12 protein-coding genes and 1 riboswitch are annotated in these 17338 nt (G+C 49.8%); of the genes, 5 read left to right on the top strand and 7 right to left on the bottom strand.

All coding sequences use genetic code 11. From position 1 onward, the window contains the following. Positions 1 to 19: 19 nt before the first annotated feature. Both GUA98_RS24350 and GUA98_RS24345 read right to left on the bottom strand, forming a co-directional pair. Positions 20 to 973 (bottom strand): ABC transporter permease, encoded by a 954-nt coding sequence (locus GUA98_RS24350; protein WP_095289557.1) that lies wholly within the window; start codon positions 971 to 973, stop codon positions 20 to 22. Positions 974 to 1257: 284 nt separating this feature from the next. After that, positions 1258 to 3594, bottom strand: a complete 2337-nt coding sequence (locus GUA98_RS24345; RefSeq protein WP_193724660.1) for a helix-turn-helix domain-containing protein — start codon at positions 3592 to 3594, stop codon at positions 1258 to 1260. 558 nt (positions 3595 to 4152) lie between these two features. Here GUA98_RS24345 and GUA98_RS24340 point away from each other — a divergent pair. Both GUA98_RS24340 and GUA98_RS24335 read left to right on the top strand, forming a co-directional pair. Further along, on the top strand, positions 4153 to 6162 hold the full coding sequence (locus GUA98_RS24340) for an endonuclease MutS2 (protein WP_193724659.1): 2010 nt from the start codon (positions 4153 to 4155) through the stop codon (positions 6160 to 6162). A gap of 53 nt (positions 6163 to 6215) precedes the next feature. Continuing rightward, positions 6216 to 6470, top strand: coding sequence for a cysteine-rich CWC family protein (locus GUA98_RS24335; RefSeq protein WP_193724658.1), 255 nt, complete (start codon positions 6216 to 6218; stop codon positions 6468 to 6470). Positions 6471 to 6538: 68 nt separating this feature from the next. Here the strand turns inward: GUA98_RS24335 and GUA98_RS24330 are convergent, their stop codons facing one another. The 5 genes from GUA98_RS24330 to gcvH all read right to left on the bottom strand — a co-directional run bounded on the left by GUA98_RS24330 (position 6539) and on the right by gcvH (position 12540). Then, positions 6539 to 7684 (bottom strand): mannitol-1-phosphate 5-dehydrogenase, encoded by a 1146-nt coding sequence (locus GUA98_RS24330; RefSeq protein WP_193724657.1) that lies wholly within the window; start codon positions 7682 to 7684, stop codon positions 6539 to 6541. Next, on the bottom strand, positions 7681 to 8115 hold the full coding sequence (locus tag GUA98_RS24325; protein ID WP_095359756.1) for a PTS sugar transporter subunit IIA: 435 nt from the start codon (positions 8113 to 8115) through the stop codon (positions 7681 to 7683). Before GUA98_RS24325 ends, GUA98_RS24330 begins: the two co-directional genes overlap by 4 nt. A 5-nt stretch (positions 8116 to 8120) precedes the next feature. Then, the gene (locus tag GUA98_RS24320) at positions 8121 to 10217 is read right to left on the bottom strand and encodes a BglG family transcription antiterminator (RefSeq protein ID WP_193724656.1); all 2097 of its coding nucleotides are present in this window, start codon (positions 10215 to 10217) and stop codon (positions 8121 to 8123) included. 40 nt (positions 10218 to 10257) lie between these two features. After that, positions 10258 to 11718: a PTS mannitol transporter subunit IICB gene (locus GUA98_RS24315; protein ID WP_193724655.1), complete on the bottom strand. Its 1461-nt coding sequence runs from the start codon at positions 11716 to 11718 to the stop codon at positions 10258 to 10260. A gap of 429 nt (positions 11719 to 12147) precedes the next feature. Next, positions 12148 to 12540 carry a glycine cleavage system protein GcvH gene (gcvH, locus tag GUA98_RS24310; RefSeq protein WP_095289549.1) on the bottom strand — a complete coding sequence of 131 codons (393 nt, stop codon included), beginning with the start codon at positions 12538 to 12540 and terminating at the stop codon, positions 12148 to 12150. Between the two features lie 339 nt (positions 12541 to 12879). Beyond that, a riboswitch (glycine riboswitch) is annotated at positions 12880 to 13003 on the top strand. A gap of 292 nt (positions 13004 to 13295) precedes the next feature. Between gcvH and gcvT the strand changes: the two genes are divergently transcribed. The 3 genes from gcvT to gcvPB all read left to right on the top strand — a co-directional run bounded on the left by gcvT (position 13296) and on the right by gcvPB (position 17334). Next, a complete protein-coding gene (gcvT, locus tag GUA98_RS24305) occupies positions 13296 to 14432 on the top strand; it encodes a glycine cleavage system aminomethyltransferase GcvT (protein WP_193724654.1) in 1137 nt (378 codons plus the stop codon). Next, the gene (gene gcvPA / locus GUA98_RS24300; protein WP_193724653.1) at positions 14429 to 15784 is read left to right on the top strand and encodes an aminomethyl-transferring glycine dehydrogenase subunit GcvPA; all 1356 of its coding nucleotides are present in this window, start codon (positions 14429 to 14431) and stop codon (positions 15782 to 15784) included. The genes gcvT and gcvPA overlap by 4 nt, the downstream gene beginning before the upstream one ends. Before the next feature lie 74 nt (positions 15785 to 15858). Next, the gene (gcvPB, locus tag GUA98_RS24295) at positions 15859 to 17334 is read left to right on the top strand and encodes an aminomethyl-transferring glycine dehydrogenase subunit GcvPB (RefSeq protein ID WP_193724689.1); all 1476 of its coding nucleotides are present in this window, start codon (positions 15859 to 15861) and stop codon (positions 17332 to 17334) included. Positions 17335 to 17338 lie beyond the last annotated feature (4 nt).

Here is a 17338-nt window from a genome sequence, read left to right as displayed (position 1 = left end):
AGACGTCTGCTTGCTCATGTTAGTAGACGCCTTCCTCCCCGAATTTTTTGGCCAGCTTGTTGGCACCCAGTACAAGCGCAAGCCCAACAACCGACTTGAACAAACCGACAGCAGCGCTGTAGCTGTACTGTGCTTGCGTCAGACCTTTGGTGTATACATAGGTATCAAATACCTCACCCACATCCCGGTTGGTTGGCGTCAGCATCAGGAAGATCTGTTCAAATCCTGTATCCAGGAAGTTGCCCAGACGAAGAATGAGCAAAATCACGATCGTACTGCGGATGGCAGGCAGCGTAATATGCCAAGTCTGGCGCCAGCGGTTGGCTCCATCAATCCGCGCAGCTTCATAGAGCTGCGTGTCTACACCGGAAAGTGCCGCGAGGAAAATAATCGTGCCCCAGCCCACCTCTTTCCAGATGGATTGTCCGACAATCATGGAACGGAACCAGCCTGGCTCCAGCAGGAACGCAATCTTTTGCCCCGTCAGACTGTACAGCAATTCGTTGATGGCGCCGCCCTCCGTAGTAAACAGCATGTAGAACACCCCAACGACCACAACCCATGATACAAAGTGCGGAACATAGACCAGCGTCTGTACAAAACGCTTGAAGCGCTCACGGCGCACTTCATTCAGCATCAGTGCCAGCACGATGGGCAGGGGGAAGAAGAAGACCAGATTATAGATCGCCAGCAAAAACGTGTTCCGGAACAGGGTCCAGAACTGCGGTTCCCCGAAGAAACGCTGAAAATGCTTGAGTCCTACCCAGTCACTCCCCAAAATTCCTTTGTACGGTGTGTAATCCTGAAAAGCCATCGTAATGCCATACATGGGTATATATTTGAAAATAACAAAGTAAAGCACTCCCGGTATCAGCATGATGTAGAGCCACCGGTTTTTGATAACGTCCCTCCACAGCAGGTTTTTGTCACTGCGGGCAGCGGGCCGTGTCCGAGCCGTCGTTTCGGCTTTCATAGTGTTTTCCTCCCCACATTGGAAACGATTACAAAAGTTCAATTCCTGAACTCATGCCTTCATTGTGGAGGATAAACGAATCACTGGCTATCGTCCGGTTTTAGCTTCTTGTTTTTCCTTGACAGGCAAGGGTTTAGGGCACTTCGCCCGTTGAAATCTCAGGCGCAGATGCACCCGTTTTAACCTCTATAATCCTGTCTTAACCCGGGACGATGGAGCGTGGCCAGCAGGGTGTACAAACATAAAAAAGCCTGCCCGCCATGGCAGGCAGAGCAGGCTTTGTTTTACCGTTGCTGTTCCCGATACTTGCCGGGAGTTGTTCCCGTAATTTTACGAAACGTTCGGATAAACGCAGTGGGGTTGGTGTAATTTAGTTTCTCGGCAATTTCCGATATTTTGAGGTTGGTGGTCTGAAGCCAGGTCTTGGCTTTTTCCATTCGATACTCTGCCAGATATTCCGTGAAATTCACACCGGCTTCCTTCTTGAACACCCGGCTTAAATAAACAGGATGGAAATTCAGCTCTTCCGCACAGGCTTCCAATGACAGTTCACGGTCATAGCGTTCCTCGATTAATCGGATCATCCGCCGGGCGATGTTCATATACTGCGATTCTTCCTGCTCCCGCCAGAAACGAATGACGGGTACAAATAACCGTTTACGGAACCAGTTCGTCATCTCATCAAGGGTAGAGAGCTTCAGCAGATGAGCCATAGATGCCTTCTCACCAAACACTTCGGCCACATCTCCTCCCTGTTCCTGCACAAGCTGGTACACACGGGACAGAAGCTGGACCATAATTACGGGATATTCACTAAAATGCAGTTTCTTGTCGGCGAGCAGCCCCAGATACTGTGTAAAATACGCATCGGTTTTTTCCTCATCCCCTTGTTTCAAGGCCGAGGCAAGCTGATCCTCGATCATTCTGAGCTGTGTATATAAGGCTGCCTCGGTCTGGCCTCGCGGCTGGATATCTTCATAATGCAAAATGATACGGCTTCCCAGACTCACCCTGCCCTGCAGCGCCTCCCGGCTCTCCTGATACGCCCTAGGTGTATCTCCAATGGCAAAATATGAACGGCTTATGCCGATACTTACGGGCAGATTGAGATAGGTCACTACGCGTTCCCTGATCCATTCGGCCTGAGTGTGCATCCACTCCTTGAGCTGCAGCTCATCATTCAGCCTTGTAGCCAGAACCGTCACTTGTGCATCATCGATCATAACCGGGGTGAAGCGCAATTCCGCAGGCAGAAGCTCTCCAACCATATTGTTAACGGCAAACAGCAGCAGGTCCCTGTCCTGTTCTTCGTACCTGGTTCCTTCGAGCGTATCGATCTGCAGTGTAAGCACACCCAGGCTCGACCAGTCTGCCGGAAAATCATAACGTTCACCCTGATACCTGAAATCCTCTTCCGAGATTTTGCCGGTCAGCAGTTTGGTCATGAAAAATTCCTCCAGATGAACATGCTGTCCCTTCATCTGTTCCCGCAGCGATTTTTCCGAGCTGAACAGCGTGGATAAACGTTCCTCAATATAAATAAATTCATCCTGACGGCGGCCCGTCTGCAAAACCGGTGAGTCCAGCCCCTTCGTAAACTGAAGCAGTCTGGAAATGGGAGAATACATCCGGCGGCTGCCATAGATGGCAAACAATCCGGTCACGCATAACATGACGAGTGTAGCTACCCCGGTCACAAGAGCAATTTTCTGCGACTGGGCAGTGATCTGTCCAAGAGATACCACTGATACATACAGCCACCCATTGAGCGGTGATTTTCTGTAGCTTACAGCCACCTGGTTTCCTTCCACTTCAGCGTTAAAGAAGCCTTCTGCCTGATTGCTCGTTTCCACCTTAGCCTGAATTTCCTCATTCAAGGCAGCATATTTCTCTTCTTGCCCATTCTCGTTCAGAAAAAAGTTCTGATCCCGGTCCAGGACATACATATCTCCGGTGTTCGGATTTTGGCTCAGAAACGTGCTAATTTCCGCATCTGCGATATCAATCACAAGAAATCCCTTTGGGCTCACATTCGTCGGCACCATTGGAATTTTGAATACCATACTGACCACGTCATTCGATGAAATGAGTGTGGGCATCTGTTCCTGCGACTCTTCGGCTATTCCAGCCGAAGCCGGTATGCTTTCCGTAGACAAATGTTCATTCTGAGTCACCCAGAAGAGACTGTTCGAATAGGTGAGATAGGAGCCAATGCGGTCCCGAATACTGAAATCATCCAACTTTCCAAATGATCTCATGGAGACCACCCAGTCCTGATCCAGGTTAACCAGATAGGCCTGATCTATATTTGTAACCGCTTGCAGGTTGTTAAACCCGGACGTGAGATCACGTATTTCCTGAAACTCGGAGCTGTCCAGCGGCTTCTTCATGGCTTGCAGTACTAAGGGAGAATTCACATACTGGATGGATGACAATTGCAGGCTGCGTAAAACTTGTTCTACCCGCATTTGGGTTTGATGCAGAATCTGCAGATTGCTCTCACGTACTTTTTGTTCAATGTCGCGCGAAGCGATCGAATAGGAAACGGAACCGATAACGATGACTGGAAGGGCTCCGAGAATCATGGTAAAACAGAGCAAACGCAGCAAATATTTAGGCAATGTGAGCATCCTCCTTTGTATAGAATCTGCATATATGAATGCCTGATGGAATACATATCCATCTGTATAATATCGCTTTCATTGGATTAATTTACTATTGTTATTTTAAAACCCAATCTTATTCAAGTCCACTATTTATTCTTAAGATTGACTTTGGGACTGTTTCCAGTTTATAGTGGAGGCATATTCCTCAATTCGAAGGAGAGATTTTGATGTCGGTGAGCGTTCTTAACTAATCAAGTTTCATATTCAGGAGTTTGGCCTTTCATGTGCGCTTGTGCCTTATGGCATACGTGTATTTCTTGATGCGCCATAACCCTGTACTTAGTTAAGAACAGCGGATATCATAAATCGCCTCCGGGATTGTACTTGTCCGGGTCTATTTCCGCGCTGTGTTCAGCGTGGATTTTTTTGTATAGACCTATCATGGACTCTGCTTTCCCCTACATGAAGGGCGGAGAATGACGTTTGTTCATTCTCCGCCCTTTTTGCGTTTTCAGGAATAGATTCAGAGTTACCACCGAAGTTACAAATTCAAAATCCAAGGAGAGATCAAGCATGTATGAAAACACAATGAATACACTGGGCTATCATCAAATTCAAAACAACGTCGCTTCCTGCGCCCTTTCTTATCTGGGCAAACGTTACGCGAAAGAAATGAAACCCATGGTGGACCCCGGGCTGATCCAGATGCGCCTCGCTGAAACAGAAGAAGCCTCTGCTCTCATCCGTTACGGGGCCAGTGTTCCCATCCCTTCGCTTGACGGTATGGAGACCATTATGGATCTGCTCGGTACCGGTTATCTGTTTAGTGAACGGGACTTCACTCAACTTGCGCAGTTTCTGCGAAGCTGTGCACAATTAATGAAATACATGGAGGGCAAATCCGAAGCAGCTCCTACGGTAAGCCGGTATGCTGCATCCATGATGCGGATGGAATCCCTGTTAAGCGAGATCGAACGCTGCATTTACAGCGGCCGAATTCAGGATCAGGCGAGCAAGGAACTGACACGTATCCGGAAAAAGATGACCGTGAACGAGGAACGAATGAAGCGCAAGCTGGATTCTCTCGTGAGCAAGCACCGGTCCATTATGCAGGAGAACGTAATCAGCCAGCGCGGTGGAAGAACAGTATTACCCATCAAGAAAGAATTCCGCAAGCAGGTGAAAGGCAGTGTCCTGGATGAATCAGGGAGCGGGCAAACCGTTTATATTGAACCCGCGGAACTGGTGGGACTGCAGATGGAACTCGCTTCACTGCAAGCCGAGGAATCCAGAGAAGAAATGAAAATCCTGGGTGATTTAACGTCGCTCGCAGAATCTTATAATCGCGAGATTGCGCTGAATACCGAGACGGTAGGTGTCCTTGATTTCCTGTTTGCCAAAGCGAAATACGCGGCAACCATGGATGGACGTACGGTCCAGGTAAATACATCGGGCCGAATTACGCTTCAGCAGGCGCGCCATCCTCTGATGGGCACCTCCATGATTCCGCTTGATTTTGCCATCGGGAAGGATTATTCCTCACTTATCATTACAGGGCCGAATACAGGCGGGAAAACGGTAGCGCTCAAAACATTGGGGTTGCTCACCCTGATGATGCAGTCCGGTCTGCTCGTTCCTGTGGGTGAAGGCGGCGAGATGGCCGTATATCATGAAGTGGCTGTCGATATCGGAGACGGACAAAGTTTGGAGCAGGCACTCAGCACCTTTTCAGCTCATATCCGCAACATGATCGGCATTCTGGAGCAGGCTGATGCATCTACCCTTGTGCTGATTGATGAGATGGCCTCCGGAACAGACCCGGGAGAAGGGGTCGGTCTTTCCATCGCCATGCTGGAGGAACTGCACAGCCGCGGAGCAACCGTAGTGGCTACCACTCACTTTGGGGAAATCAAGCATTTTGCTGCTGCCGCACCAGGATTTGAAAATGCACGGATGGAATTCGATACGGCTACGCTGCAGCCCCTTTACCGGTTGCGTATCGGTGAAGCAGGGGAAAGTTACGCATATTCCATCGCCTTGAAGCTGGGAATGCCACAGCGCATTATTGATCGTTCCCAGTCCATATCGGACCAGGGCATATCGAAAAGTCCTATCAACAGCATGAGCTCCATCATGCCGATAGTGAAACCAATACCAACTGAGAGTTCTGTCCTTGAGCCATTTCCGAACTCCGCAGCTGCACAGAGGGCGGAGAAGAAAGTACATTCCCCGGCATCGACTAAATCTGGAGACCAATCCCAGCAGGTAGAAGATACGAAGTCGGTTCCCCCAGCGAAAAAATTTCGAAAAGGGGATCGTGTATACGCAGCCTATTTGAACCAGTCAGGAATCGTCTGTGACGTGGAAGACAGCCGTGGAAATATCGGGGTAATGCTGCGCGGGCGGAAAGTCAAAATTCACAAGAAACGCCTCACACTTCATATATCTGCAGATGAGCTGTATCCAGGCGATGACTATGATTTGGATATTGTGCTGGAGACAAAGGAGAATCGGAAGAAGCGCAAATTAATGGGACGTAAACATGTCGAAGGGCTAACGATTGAATTGCCACCTGAAGAATAGGGCCAGCCCTGTTATACTATGAAGTATGACGATATGGAGAAAGTAGGCGTGCCATGAGCGGAAGTTCCAATTCACAGACCAAGAAGACAGGGACCAATGTGCTCTTATGCCCACTGTGCGGGGAGGCCAATGGCTGCTCCTATGCGGCTGGCCGTCCCCATTCGGAATGCTGGTGTAACCATGCCGAGTTTCCCGAAGGTGTGTTTGACCGCATTCCGGCAGAGCAGCGGCGTAAATCGTGCATCTGTCAGCGATGTCTGGAATCGTATACAGATCAGGCTGAACACAAACAAGAGCCTCACAGTTAATTCCTGTGAGGCTCTTGTTTTGCAATGGGATACCATAACACGGCACGCAATCATATATAAGTTGTTTCTTACATTTGATGATAATGTTCTACAGCCTGCTTGAGCACAGGGTGCTGCTCATCCATGGCTGTGTAGTGACTAAGTGCTGCAGCAATGCCCTTTTGTTTGATCATATCCTGAAGCTCTGCTGCCTCCGGATCATCCTGTACATCGAATTTGCAGGCGGCCGCCATGCCTCTTGCCAGGTTCGTCGTGCCCATTCCATAGTCATGTGCCTGTAGCGCCGGACGAACCAGACGGTCGTTGGGCGAAAGCTTCCGCAGCGGCGAACGCCCTACCCGGGTGACTTCATCGGTGAGATGCGGGTTTACAAACCGCTCCAGAATTTTTTTTATATACTTCTGATGATCTTCGGGGTCGAAACCAAACCGTTTCACAAGAACCTCACCCGTTTCCTGCAGTGCACTATAGACAAGAGATTTCACTTTATCGTCTGCAATCGCCTTCTGAATCGTATCATACCCGTTCACGTAACCGAGATATGCCGCGCAGCAGTGTCCCGTATTGACGGTAAACAGCTTCCGCTCGATATAAGGCTCAAGGTCATCCACATAGAGTACACCTTCAATTGGAAGGAATGCAGCCGCCATCTGTGAACGGTCCACAACCCACTCATAAAAAGGTTCAACCTGAACATGCAGCGAGTCTTCGTGATGCTGTATGGGAACAATCCGGTCTACTGCGGAGTCAGGGAAATACACATATTGATCAGCAAGAGCCTTAACGGGTTCTTCCAACAGAGCATACACATGCTCTTTCAGCTGTGTGCTGGCCCCAATGGCATTCTCACATGCAATGATGTGAAGTGGTTTTTGTACCGAACCTGAATTCAATCTTGCCTCAAGCCCCTTGGCGATGCCTGGTGCAATATGTTTCAGGATGCCCACTCCGACTGCGGTCGTAACGAGATCTGCCTCTGCAACGTTCCGGGCAACCGTCTCCAGCTGCCTTCCATCAATGGCATTGACCCCTTTGACCGTTTCCATATCTTTTGTTTCGTTGGCCAATTCGACCGTATACTGTCCACGCTCCTGTAATGCCTTAACCAGCTCCTGGTTCACATCCGAGAAGATGACATTATATCCTGCCCGTGACAGGATTAATCCGATGAACCCGCGTCCGATATTACCTGCTCCGAAATGTAGGGCCCTCATAGTTCCATTTCACTTTCGAGAATGGTAATGATCTCTTCCGCCGTTTTGGCATAACGAAGGGCTTCCATGTTCTCATCTTCAGCACAAATGACTGCAATGCTGGTCAGAATCTCCATGTGCTCACCGCCCTGAGCAGCGATACCGATCACCATGTAGGCTTTTTCATCCCCAAAATCTACACCTTGCGGGAACTGAATCACTGAAATGCCTGTGGACAGAATGAACGATTTGGATTCTTTGGTTCCGTGTGGAATGGCAAGTCCATTGCCCACATATGTCGATACGATCTCCTCGCGCTCAAGCATCTTGTCGATATAATCGGCAGTAATGTGTCCTGCGTCTTTCAGAATCTGTCCTGCCATGCGAATAGCCTCATATTTGTCCTGTGCCGTTGCGTTCATAACCACTTTATCTGTTGTAAGTATACTCATGTTTGTTAACCTCCAATTTCGGTTTTACTTCGATAAAATCCAACCAATTCCCGGGACAGATAATGAATAAGATCATCCCGAACTCCCTTTTCCAGCAGTGTAATCATCTCATCCTGCAGTAACAATGCGCTGATCTCGCTTAGCACCTCCAGGCTCTCCCGGGATAGCTCCCTCGGCCCAACCATCAGAAGGATATGGCTGATGCCAACCTGGTCCTCCGTCGTCACAAGCAGCGGCTCTGATAATTGAAACAGGCTAATGGACGGCCTATATATGCCATCACTGCGGGTATGAAACAGCGCGAGTGATGTATCGGGAATTTTCTGGCTGCCCACCTTCTCCCGCGCTTCAAGCAGCCTGGCGATTTCCTCTGGATCCTTAAGCACCCCGGATTCCTGCAGTACCTTGCACATGGCAAATGCCGTTTCATAGAAGCCCATCTTACGGTTATCCAGTGGAAACACCTGAAACTTGCCTGTGATCCTAACGATTTCAATAAGTGTGGCATCAAGCCCCGCTGGATCAGCATGGCGGTCAGGTGCCTTTCCACTGGCTTTACTCTCTCCATACTTAACTTGTACCCGCTGCAGCGTCGTATTTTGAATGTACAGACGCAAACGTTCGCTTTCTTCCGCTGTTAACAAGGGACTTACCTTGTAATACTGATGCGGTTCCATCGGCAGATCGACTGTGGATAAAATGAGGTCATAATCCTCTTCGGGGATCCGAGCCGCCTCATACCATGATGCACTGTCAACGATCCGGATCTCCGGAATCTCTTTGGACAACCGGCTGGAAAGCATACGGGATGAGCCAATTCCGCTTGTGCACACGATAATGGCCCGAATCTCGCGCTTCAGCACACGCAATCGCTCGATGGAAGCGCCAAAATGCATGACCAGGAATCCAATTTCCTCATCCGGCACGTCCGTATCCGGCCATGCGTCATGCACTGCGTTTTTCACATCCCCGAACAACGAATCGTAATCCTTGCGAATCTGCTGAAGCAGTGGATTACGTATGCTTTGCCTGCCTCCAATCCGCTCCATCACCGGCTGCATATGGGCAATCAGCCCTTCCCGCAGAAGACGATCCTCCTGAAATGCATAACCCGTTCTCCCCTGCATCTGATCCATCAGGGAACGAACCATGTCCAGCAATACCAGATCGTCAACAGGCAGTAAGCGTGTGGAGTGAATAAGCTGCTCGGTTTCAATTAATAATTTGTGCAAATAGCTCTGTTCTTCCTTGGCAAACGAGATGCCAAGCTGATCGGAGAGCACGCTGCATAGTCTCGCAGCCATGTATTCAGGCACACTCTGATCTCCAGTAGAAGGGTAAACCGCTTTTTTATCCGAAGAAGGAATACGCCCGACGGTAAACCCCTTGCGAATGCGCACCAGCGCAACGGACAGTTGAATAAGCAATTTGGTATACTGGCGCTCGGGAATATTTTCGAGCCAGTCAATATCCGGCTGCCATAAGGCATTCTCGACCGTCAGTACATCACGATGGCCAATCATGCCCAGCAGCTTCTGGTTCACCTTGGAAATCCCCTGGTCAGGCTGCCTTCCGAACAGATCAGATTCATCCAGATATTCAAGCGCAAGTCCTGCGATTGCTGCGCGATAGGCTGTTTCACTGCCATTGATCTTCACTCCGTATCCTCGCCTGCGAACGAGCTTCAGGCCGGCTTGACGAATCCGGGGTTCCAGTTCATCCAGATCATTGCTCACGGTCGAGACCGTTACTCTCAGATCCGATGCGAGCGCAAGCAGTTTTACAGGCTCCGCCTCATCCAGCAAAATACAAAGCATGAAGAGTTTACGCTCTTCGGGCGTAAACTCCACATATTCGTTCAGCTCCAGCTGCTCACGCAGTGAAGCCAAATCATCGGAACCAGGGTCTATGCGGACCCCGGTTCCTGATTTTTTTTCCAATTTCATGCCAAAGGGTGCAAGCCACTTCTCAATCATCTGAAGCTCCCGATGGACGGTTCGTGTGCTGACTTTGACCGCTATTGCAATGTCGCCGGCGGTTACTTCCTGCGGATGTTCCAACAGGAACTCCACAATTTCACGCTGTCTTTTCGTAATACTCATATCTCAAGCCTCCGGCTCAGGGAAAACGATCGCAAACCTGTTATTTCAGGCGTTCAACGAGCGCATCGTATTCCGGGCTTTTTAGGAAGTTGTCGATGGATATATGTTCTGCATTCGGTGCCACGCTGCGGGCACGGTCCGTCAATGTCTTCTGCGTAATAACAACGTCTGCGTCCTGCGGGATATCACTGATTGCCGTGTTGGTTACCGCAACGTCAATCCCTTCGGCTTTCATCTTCTTGCGAAGAATGGAAGCCCCCATGGCACTTGAACCCATACCTGCATCACAGGAGAAGACGATTTTCTTCACATCGGTTTTTGCTTTCACAGCGGAAGAAGCCAAATCCGCGGCTCTGTCTGCTTCACGATTATCTGCTGTAATAGCAGCATTTGCTGTGTTGCCTTGGCTCTTCATGTCTTTCATGCGATTCGCTGCAGACTCCAGATCTTCTTCTTTTTGCTTACCTGTTTTCAGCAGCAGTGCTGCAACCAGGAAGGATACGATAGCGGCCACAGCCACCCCGGCGAGCATCGGCAGATATCCACCTTTTGGCGTTAACAGGGAATATGCAATGATACTACCCGGTGAAGGTGCTGAAACCAGTCCGGCTCCGGTAAGCATGAAGGTTGCTGTACCTGCCACGCCGCCCGCGATTGCTGCAAGAATCAGAATCGGTTTCATCAGAATGTAAGGGAAATAAATTTCATGAATTCCCCCGAAGAAGTGGATGATAACCGCACCCGGTGCGGAAGATCTTGCTGTTCCACGACCGAAGAAGCAGTAAGCCAGCAGGATACCAAGTCCGGGACCCGGGTTCGATTCAAGCATGTATAATACGGATTGACCCAATTCTCTTGCTTGATCTGTTGCAATCGGTGTTAGAATGCCGTGGTTGATTGCATTGTTCAGGAACAATACCTTACCTGGTTCAATGATCAGGTTGACGAGTGGGAGCAATCCCAGATTCATCAGCCCCTGTACACCAGCCGATAATACGGTGCTAATTCCTTCTACAGCAGGTCCGATACCCAGCAGTGCAATGATCGCCAGGATACCACCGATAATACCGGCTGAGAAGTTATTAACCAACATCTCGAACCCTGCTTTGATCTTGCCTTCAACGGCTTTATCGAACTTTTTGATGATCCATGCAGCCAGTGGTCCGGCAATCATGGCACCCAGGAACATCGGAATGTCACTGCCGACGATAACCCCTATAGTCATGATGGCACCAATGACACCACCACGCTGGCCATGCACCATCGTACCTCCAGTGTAACCGATAAGCAGTGGCAGCAGATATTTGATCATCGGATCTACTAACGTTGCAATCGTTTCGTTAGGGAACCAGCCTGTTTTGATAAACATGGCCGTAATTAGCCCCCAGGCAATAAATGCACCCATATTCGGCATAACCATACCACTCAGGAATCGGCCAAAACGCTGAACGCCTACCCGGAGACCGCCTTTGGAATTGGACGTTTGGTCCAAGTTACTCATTGTATTATCCTCCTCGGATCAAGTAGTTATCATTTATGAAAGGGGTATCATTTCTCCCCTGCTGTTATCCTAAGCCAGATTGGTCTCCGGTTCAACGAAATGAAAGCGTACTTTCGTCATGATCATTGATGACAACATTGTGTTTATGTAATCGTTTTTATGGTGATGAGAGGGTTCTAACCATTGATATACTTAGCTTTTTTGGTGTGTGACTTATATCATTTACGGTGTTGAATTCTATCATATAGCTTGTGCGATTCAGCCCTATTCCATCCTGTTCAAGTGCCTTATATGGCAACAAGCCTGTCCTTGTGAACACAAAAAAACCTGCATGAGCACCAAGGCTCACACAGGCTCTGAAGACGTGCACGACCGTCCAATTTATCAAAAAAACATGGATTATTAAAGGTTATTTAGTGCAAATACATTCTACTCCTCGGTATGCTTTCGATATGCATCAGCATTCATAAGTTTAGACAACGCTGCTGTCAGATCACCTTCAACACGAATCTCGATCATCCAGCCTTCTTCGTAAGGCGAACTGTTGACGAGTTCAGGTGCATCCTGCAGTGCTTCATTCACAGCAATAATCGAACCGCTTACCGGAGAAAACAAATCCGAAACCGTCTTCACGGATTCAATCGTACCAATGCTGTCTTCTGCTTTTACATCCGATTCAAGGTCAGGCAATTCCACAAACACAATGTCACCCAGCTGATGCTGCGCGAACTCGGTAATGCCGATCCGTACAGTATCCTCCCCTACGGTTTGCACCCACTCGTGCTCTTCACTGTACAGGAAATCACTTTTCAATTCGCTCATCGATATCCGCCTCGCTTTTCATTAATGAGTGCATGCGTCCTTCGGCCAACCTTTTTCCCAGAACATAGCGTAAGATATTTTGGATTGAAATGTCAAGATACCTCACAAATTATTTGATTTTTGATGATTACCGCCTGTAACGCAAACACCCTCACTCTACATATAATGGGTAATATTAGAATAGTAAGCGCACTCTTTTTATATACACGAACAATAAGTTAAGATCACTAAATATTATTCGGTTTTTTATCAATTTCTGTGATATCGTTCTTGACATCGATAGGGGATTCACGTTTTAATGAGAGAGTAAATGTTAATCGTTGTGTGCATCACCCGCGGATGAATGTAAAGGGAGAGATTACCCGTGACGCCCAACTCTTGGATGCATGCGGTAACGCCGAAGGAGTAAACCACCCGACAAGCGGGAGGTGAATCTCTCAGGCAAAAGGACTTTTACGGGACGCAACTCTGGAGAGCATCTATTCGCCCGGTAGGGGCGTTTTGATCACCCAAGGGGAAACCTGCTGCAACCTATTGGCGGGGTAACTCTCAGGTACCAAGGACAGAGCCTAAGAATACAGCGTGCTTCTGGCATGCCGGTTCTTTGGCCTGTCCTTTTCCTTTTTCCCAAAAAAAACGAAATTCAGGATCGAACCGGCGCTGTCATTAGCAGCCTTAACCATACTTATCCAAGAAAAGAATGCATCATTCATGTTATACACTCGGCCCGGTAGCGGCCATAACGAGGTGATTTGATGTCCGATTTGCTTAGAACTCCACTTTATCCACTTTATCAGCAATATGAAGGTGTACGGTGCATCGATTTTGGAGGCTGGGAGCTTCCGGTGCAATTCATTGGAATTCAGAAGGAACATGAAGCGGTGCGCGAACGGGCTGGACTGTTCGATGTATCCCACATGGGTGAATTCACGGTGCAGGGTGAACAGGCCGAAGCATTTTTGCAGAAACTGACGACCAACGACGTAACTACACTGGTTCCCGGCCAGGCACAATACACATTAATGTGTTACCCGGACGGTGGCCTAGTGGACGATCTGCTCGTATACAAGCTGGAAGATCATCATTATATGCTCGTCGTGAATGCCTCCAATATCGACAAGGACTGGGCATGGCTGCAGGAACACATGGTCCCTGGGGTGAGCATGACGAATGACTCCGCGGAAACAGCTCTGCTGGCTCTACAGGGCCCGCTTGCTGCAGACATCATCGGAAAAGTTACAGATACCGACGTATCTGTAATCGAGCCTTTCCGTTTTGTACAGAATGCTGAGGTCTGTGGTGTAAAACTGCTGCTGTCCCGCACCGGTTATACCGGAGAAGACGGCTTCGAACTATACGTACAGGCAGATCAGGCCCCTGCGGTCTGGAACGGATTGATGGAGGCGGGAGCTGACCACGGACTGGTTCCGGCTGGACTTGGTGCACGGGATACCCTTCGATTCGAAGCGAAACTGCCCCTCTACGGACAGGAATTATCGCCGACCATTTCACCGCTGGAAGCAGGCGTTGGCATGTTTGTGAAGCTGAATGCCGGACCTTTTATCGGACACGAAGCGTTATTGCAGCAAAAGAATGATGGACCTGCCCGCAAACTCGTCGGCATTGAAGTACTGGAACGCGGGATTCCACGTCCCCACTATCCCATCTACGCCGAAGGCGTGCAGATCGGGGAAGTAACAACCGGTACACAGTCCCCTACGCTGAAGCGCAATCTGGGGCTCGCCTTGATTAACAGCCAATATGCTGCACTCGGCACCCCGCTCGAGATTGAGATTCGCGGCAAAAAGCTGAAAGCCGAAGTTGTGAAGACCCCTTTTCATAAACGGACACGTACGTCAAAGACACCTACCCAAGGAGCTGAGCAAGCATGAGCAAGCACCGCTATATTCCCATGACTGAACAGGATCAGAGCGCCATGCTCGCAACCATCGGTGTGGACACGATTGAAGATCTGTTCCAGGACATTCCGCAGGAGATTCGTTATCAAGGCGAGCTGCCTGTCTCCTCCAAACTGGATGAATACGCACTGACGCGTCATATGTCCAAGCAAGCCGGCGCGAATGCCAATTTTGAGACACACGCCAGTTTCCTGGGCGCAGGCATATACGATCATCATATCCCTTCCGTGATTAATCACGTCATTTCCCGTTCCGAGTTCTATACCGCCTATACGCCATATCAGCCCGAAATCAGTCAGGGTGAGCTCCAGGCGATCTTCGAATTCCAATCGTATATCTGTGAACTGACTGGCATGGCTGTAGCCAATGCGAGCATGTATGATGGCGCGACCGCATTTGCCGAAGCAGGGAATCTGGCCGCAGCGGCAACACGCCGCAAACAGCTGATCGTCTCCCGTACCGTTCATCCTGAAGCCCGTCAAGTGTTGAAGGCTTACGCCCACGGTCTGAATTTGGAGATTGTCGAGATTGGTTATCAGAACGGGGTGACCGATTGGGATGCCCTTCAAGCCGCCGTATCAGATGATACCGCAGCTGTCATGATCCAGAGCCCAAACTTCTTCGGTGCCGTGGAAAATGTAAAACAGGCTGCAGACCTCGCGCATGCGCACAAGGGTCTGCTCGTGGTCAGCGCAAACCCGCTGGCGCTAGGTATGCTCGAAGCTCCAGGCAAGCTGGGTGCCGACATCGTTGTCGGTGATGCACAGCCGCTTGGCATCTCCGCGTCGCTCGGTGGTCCGACATGCGGATATTTCGCTGTATCCCAGGCTCATATGCGCCGAATTCCCGGCCGAATCGTTGGCCAGACAACGGATCGCAACGGTAAACGTGGTTTTGTACTGACACTCCAAGCACGTGAACAGCATATCCGCCGCGAAAAGGCGACATCCAATATTTGCTCCAATCAGGCATTGCTTGCCCTAAGCGCTTCGGTGTATATGTCTACTATGGGAAGACAGGGCATGATTGATGTGGCTGACCTGAATTTGCAAAAGAGCCATTATGCTCTTCAAGCCCTGACAGCAATTCCTGGCGTCAGCCTGACCTTTAGTGCCCCCACATTCAATGAATTTGTCATCCAGCTGCCCGAAGGGACAGACGTTGATGCCCTTCAGTTGAAGCTGCTGGATGCCGGTTTCATCGGTGGATATGAACTTGGACGGGATTACCCGGAGCTTGCCGGACATATGCTGGTCGCTGTTACGGAACGGCGCAGCAAGGAAGAGATTGACGAATTCGCACGTGTATTGGAGGGATCGCTGTGACTCAGGAAATGACAACCATCCAAGGACAGCCGGAAACGGCAGCTCCTTCCCAAGCCGAAACCAGCACGCAACAAATGACACAAGCAGCATCGCCTGCTCCAGAGCAGTCGCTGATCTTTGAACTGAGCAGCCCGGGGCGTGTCGCTTACTCCCTGCCTGAATGTGATGTTCCGCGTCAAGATCCCGCGAGCTTGATTCCCCGGGAAATGCTGCGTTCGGAAGCAGCTGCACTGCCTGAGGTATTTGAAGTGGATGTCATTCGTCACTATACTGCCCTTTCCCGCCGGAACTTCGGGGTAGATAACGGATTCTATCCACTCGGCTCTTGTACAATGAAGTACAATCCGAAGATTAACGAAGATGTAGCTCGCTACAATGGATTTGCCAAGATTCATCCGTATCAGCCTGAATCCAGTATTCAAGGTGCACTTGAACTTCTGTATACGTTGCAAAACGACCTTGCAGGTCTGACTGGCATGGACGCGGTGACCCTGCAACCAGCTGCTGGTGCACATGGTGAATGGACCGGCCTCATGATGATTCGCGCCTATCACGAAAGTCGTGGTGAACAGCGGACCAAAGTCATCGTCCCGGATTCTTCACACGGCACCAACCCGGCCAGTGCAACCGTGGCTGGCTTCGAGACAATAACCATTCCATCCCGTGCGGACGGTCTGGTCGATCTGGATGCACTGCGTGCAGCCGTAGGTTCGGATACCGCAGCCTTGATGCTGACCAACCCAAATACCCTGGGATTGTTTGAAAAGGACATTCAGGAGATTGCCTCCATCGTGCATCAAGCCGGCGGCCTTCTCTATTATGACGGAGCCAACTCCAATGCCATTATGGGTATTACCCGTCCTGGTGACATGGGCTTCGATGTCGTGCATCTGAACTTGCACAAAACGATGAGTACTCCGCATGGCGGAGGTGGCCCTGGTGCCGGACCCGTCGGCGTAAAAAATCGCCTGATTCCGTTCCTGCCGAAACCGATGGTGATCAAGAACGAACAGGGACAATACGCGCTGGATCGCGAAGGAGATCAATCGATCGGTCGGGTCAAAGCGTATTACGGAAACTTCGGTATCTTGGTGCGCGCCTATGCTTACATTCGTACGTATGGACCTGAAGGCTTGCGCCGGGTATCCGAATGTGCCGTACTCAATGCAAACTATATGATGGCACGGCTTGCCCCTTATTACGAAATTCCGTACCCAGGCGTATGTAAGCATGAATTTGTCATGTCTGGCCGGGGCCTGAAGCAATATGGTGTAAGAACATTGGATGTAGCCAAACGACTGCTTGATTTCGGGTATCATCCGCCAACCGTCTACTTCCCGCTCAACGTAGAGGAATGTATCATGATTGAACCAACGGAAACGGAGAGCAAAGAAACGCTGGATGGCTTTATCGATACGATGATTCGCATTGCCAAGGAAGCAGAAGAGACACCTGAACTGGTTCTCAATGCCCCATACGGCACCCCGGTTACCCGTCTGGATGAGACCACAGCAGCACGTAAACCTGTATTGAACTGTGCGTGCAGTTAAGGAA

Origin of the sequence: Paenibacillus sp. P13VS, assembly GCF_015143645.1 — a bacterium.
Lineage (GTDB): Bacteria > Bacillota > Bacilli > Paenibacillales > Paenibacillaceae > Paenibacillus > Paenibacillus xylanilyticus_A.
The sequence above is the reverse complement of the archived record's forward strand: the minus strand, read 5'-3'. Positions and strand labels throughout refer to the sequence as shown.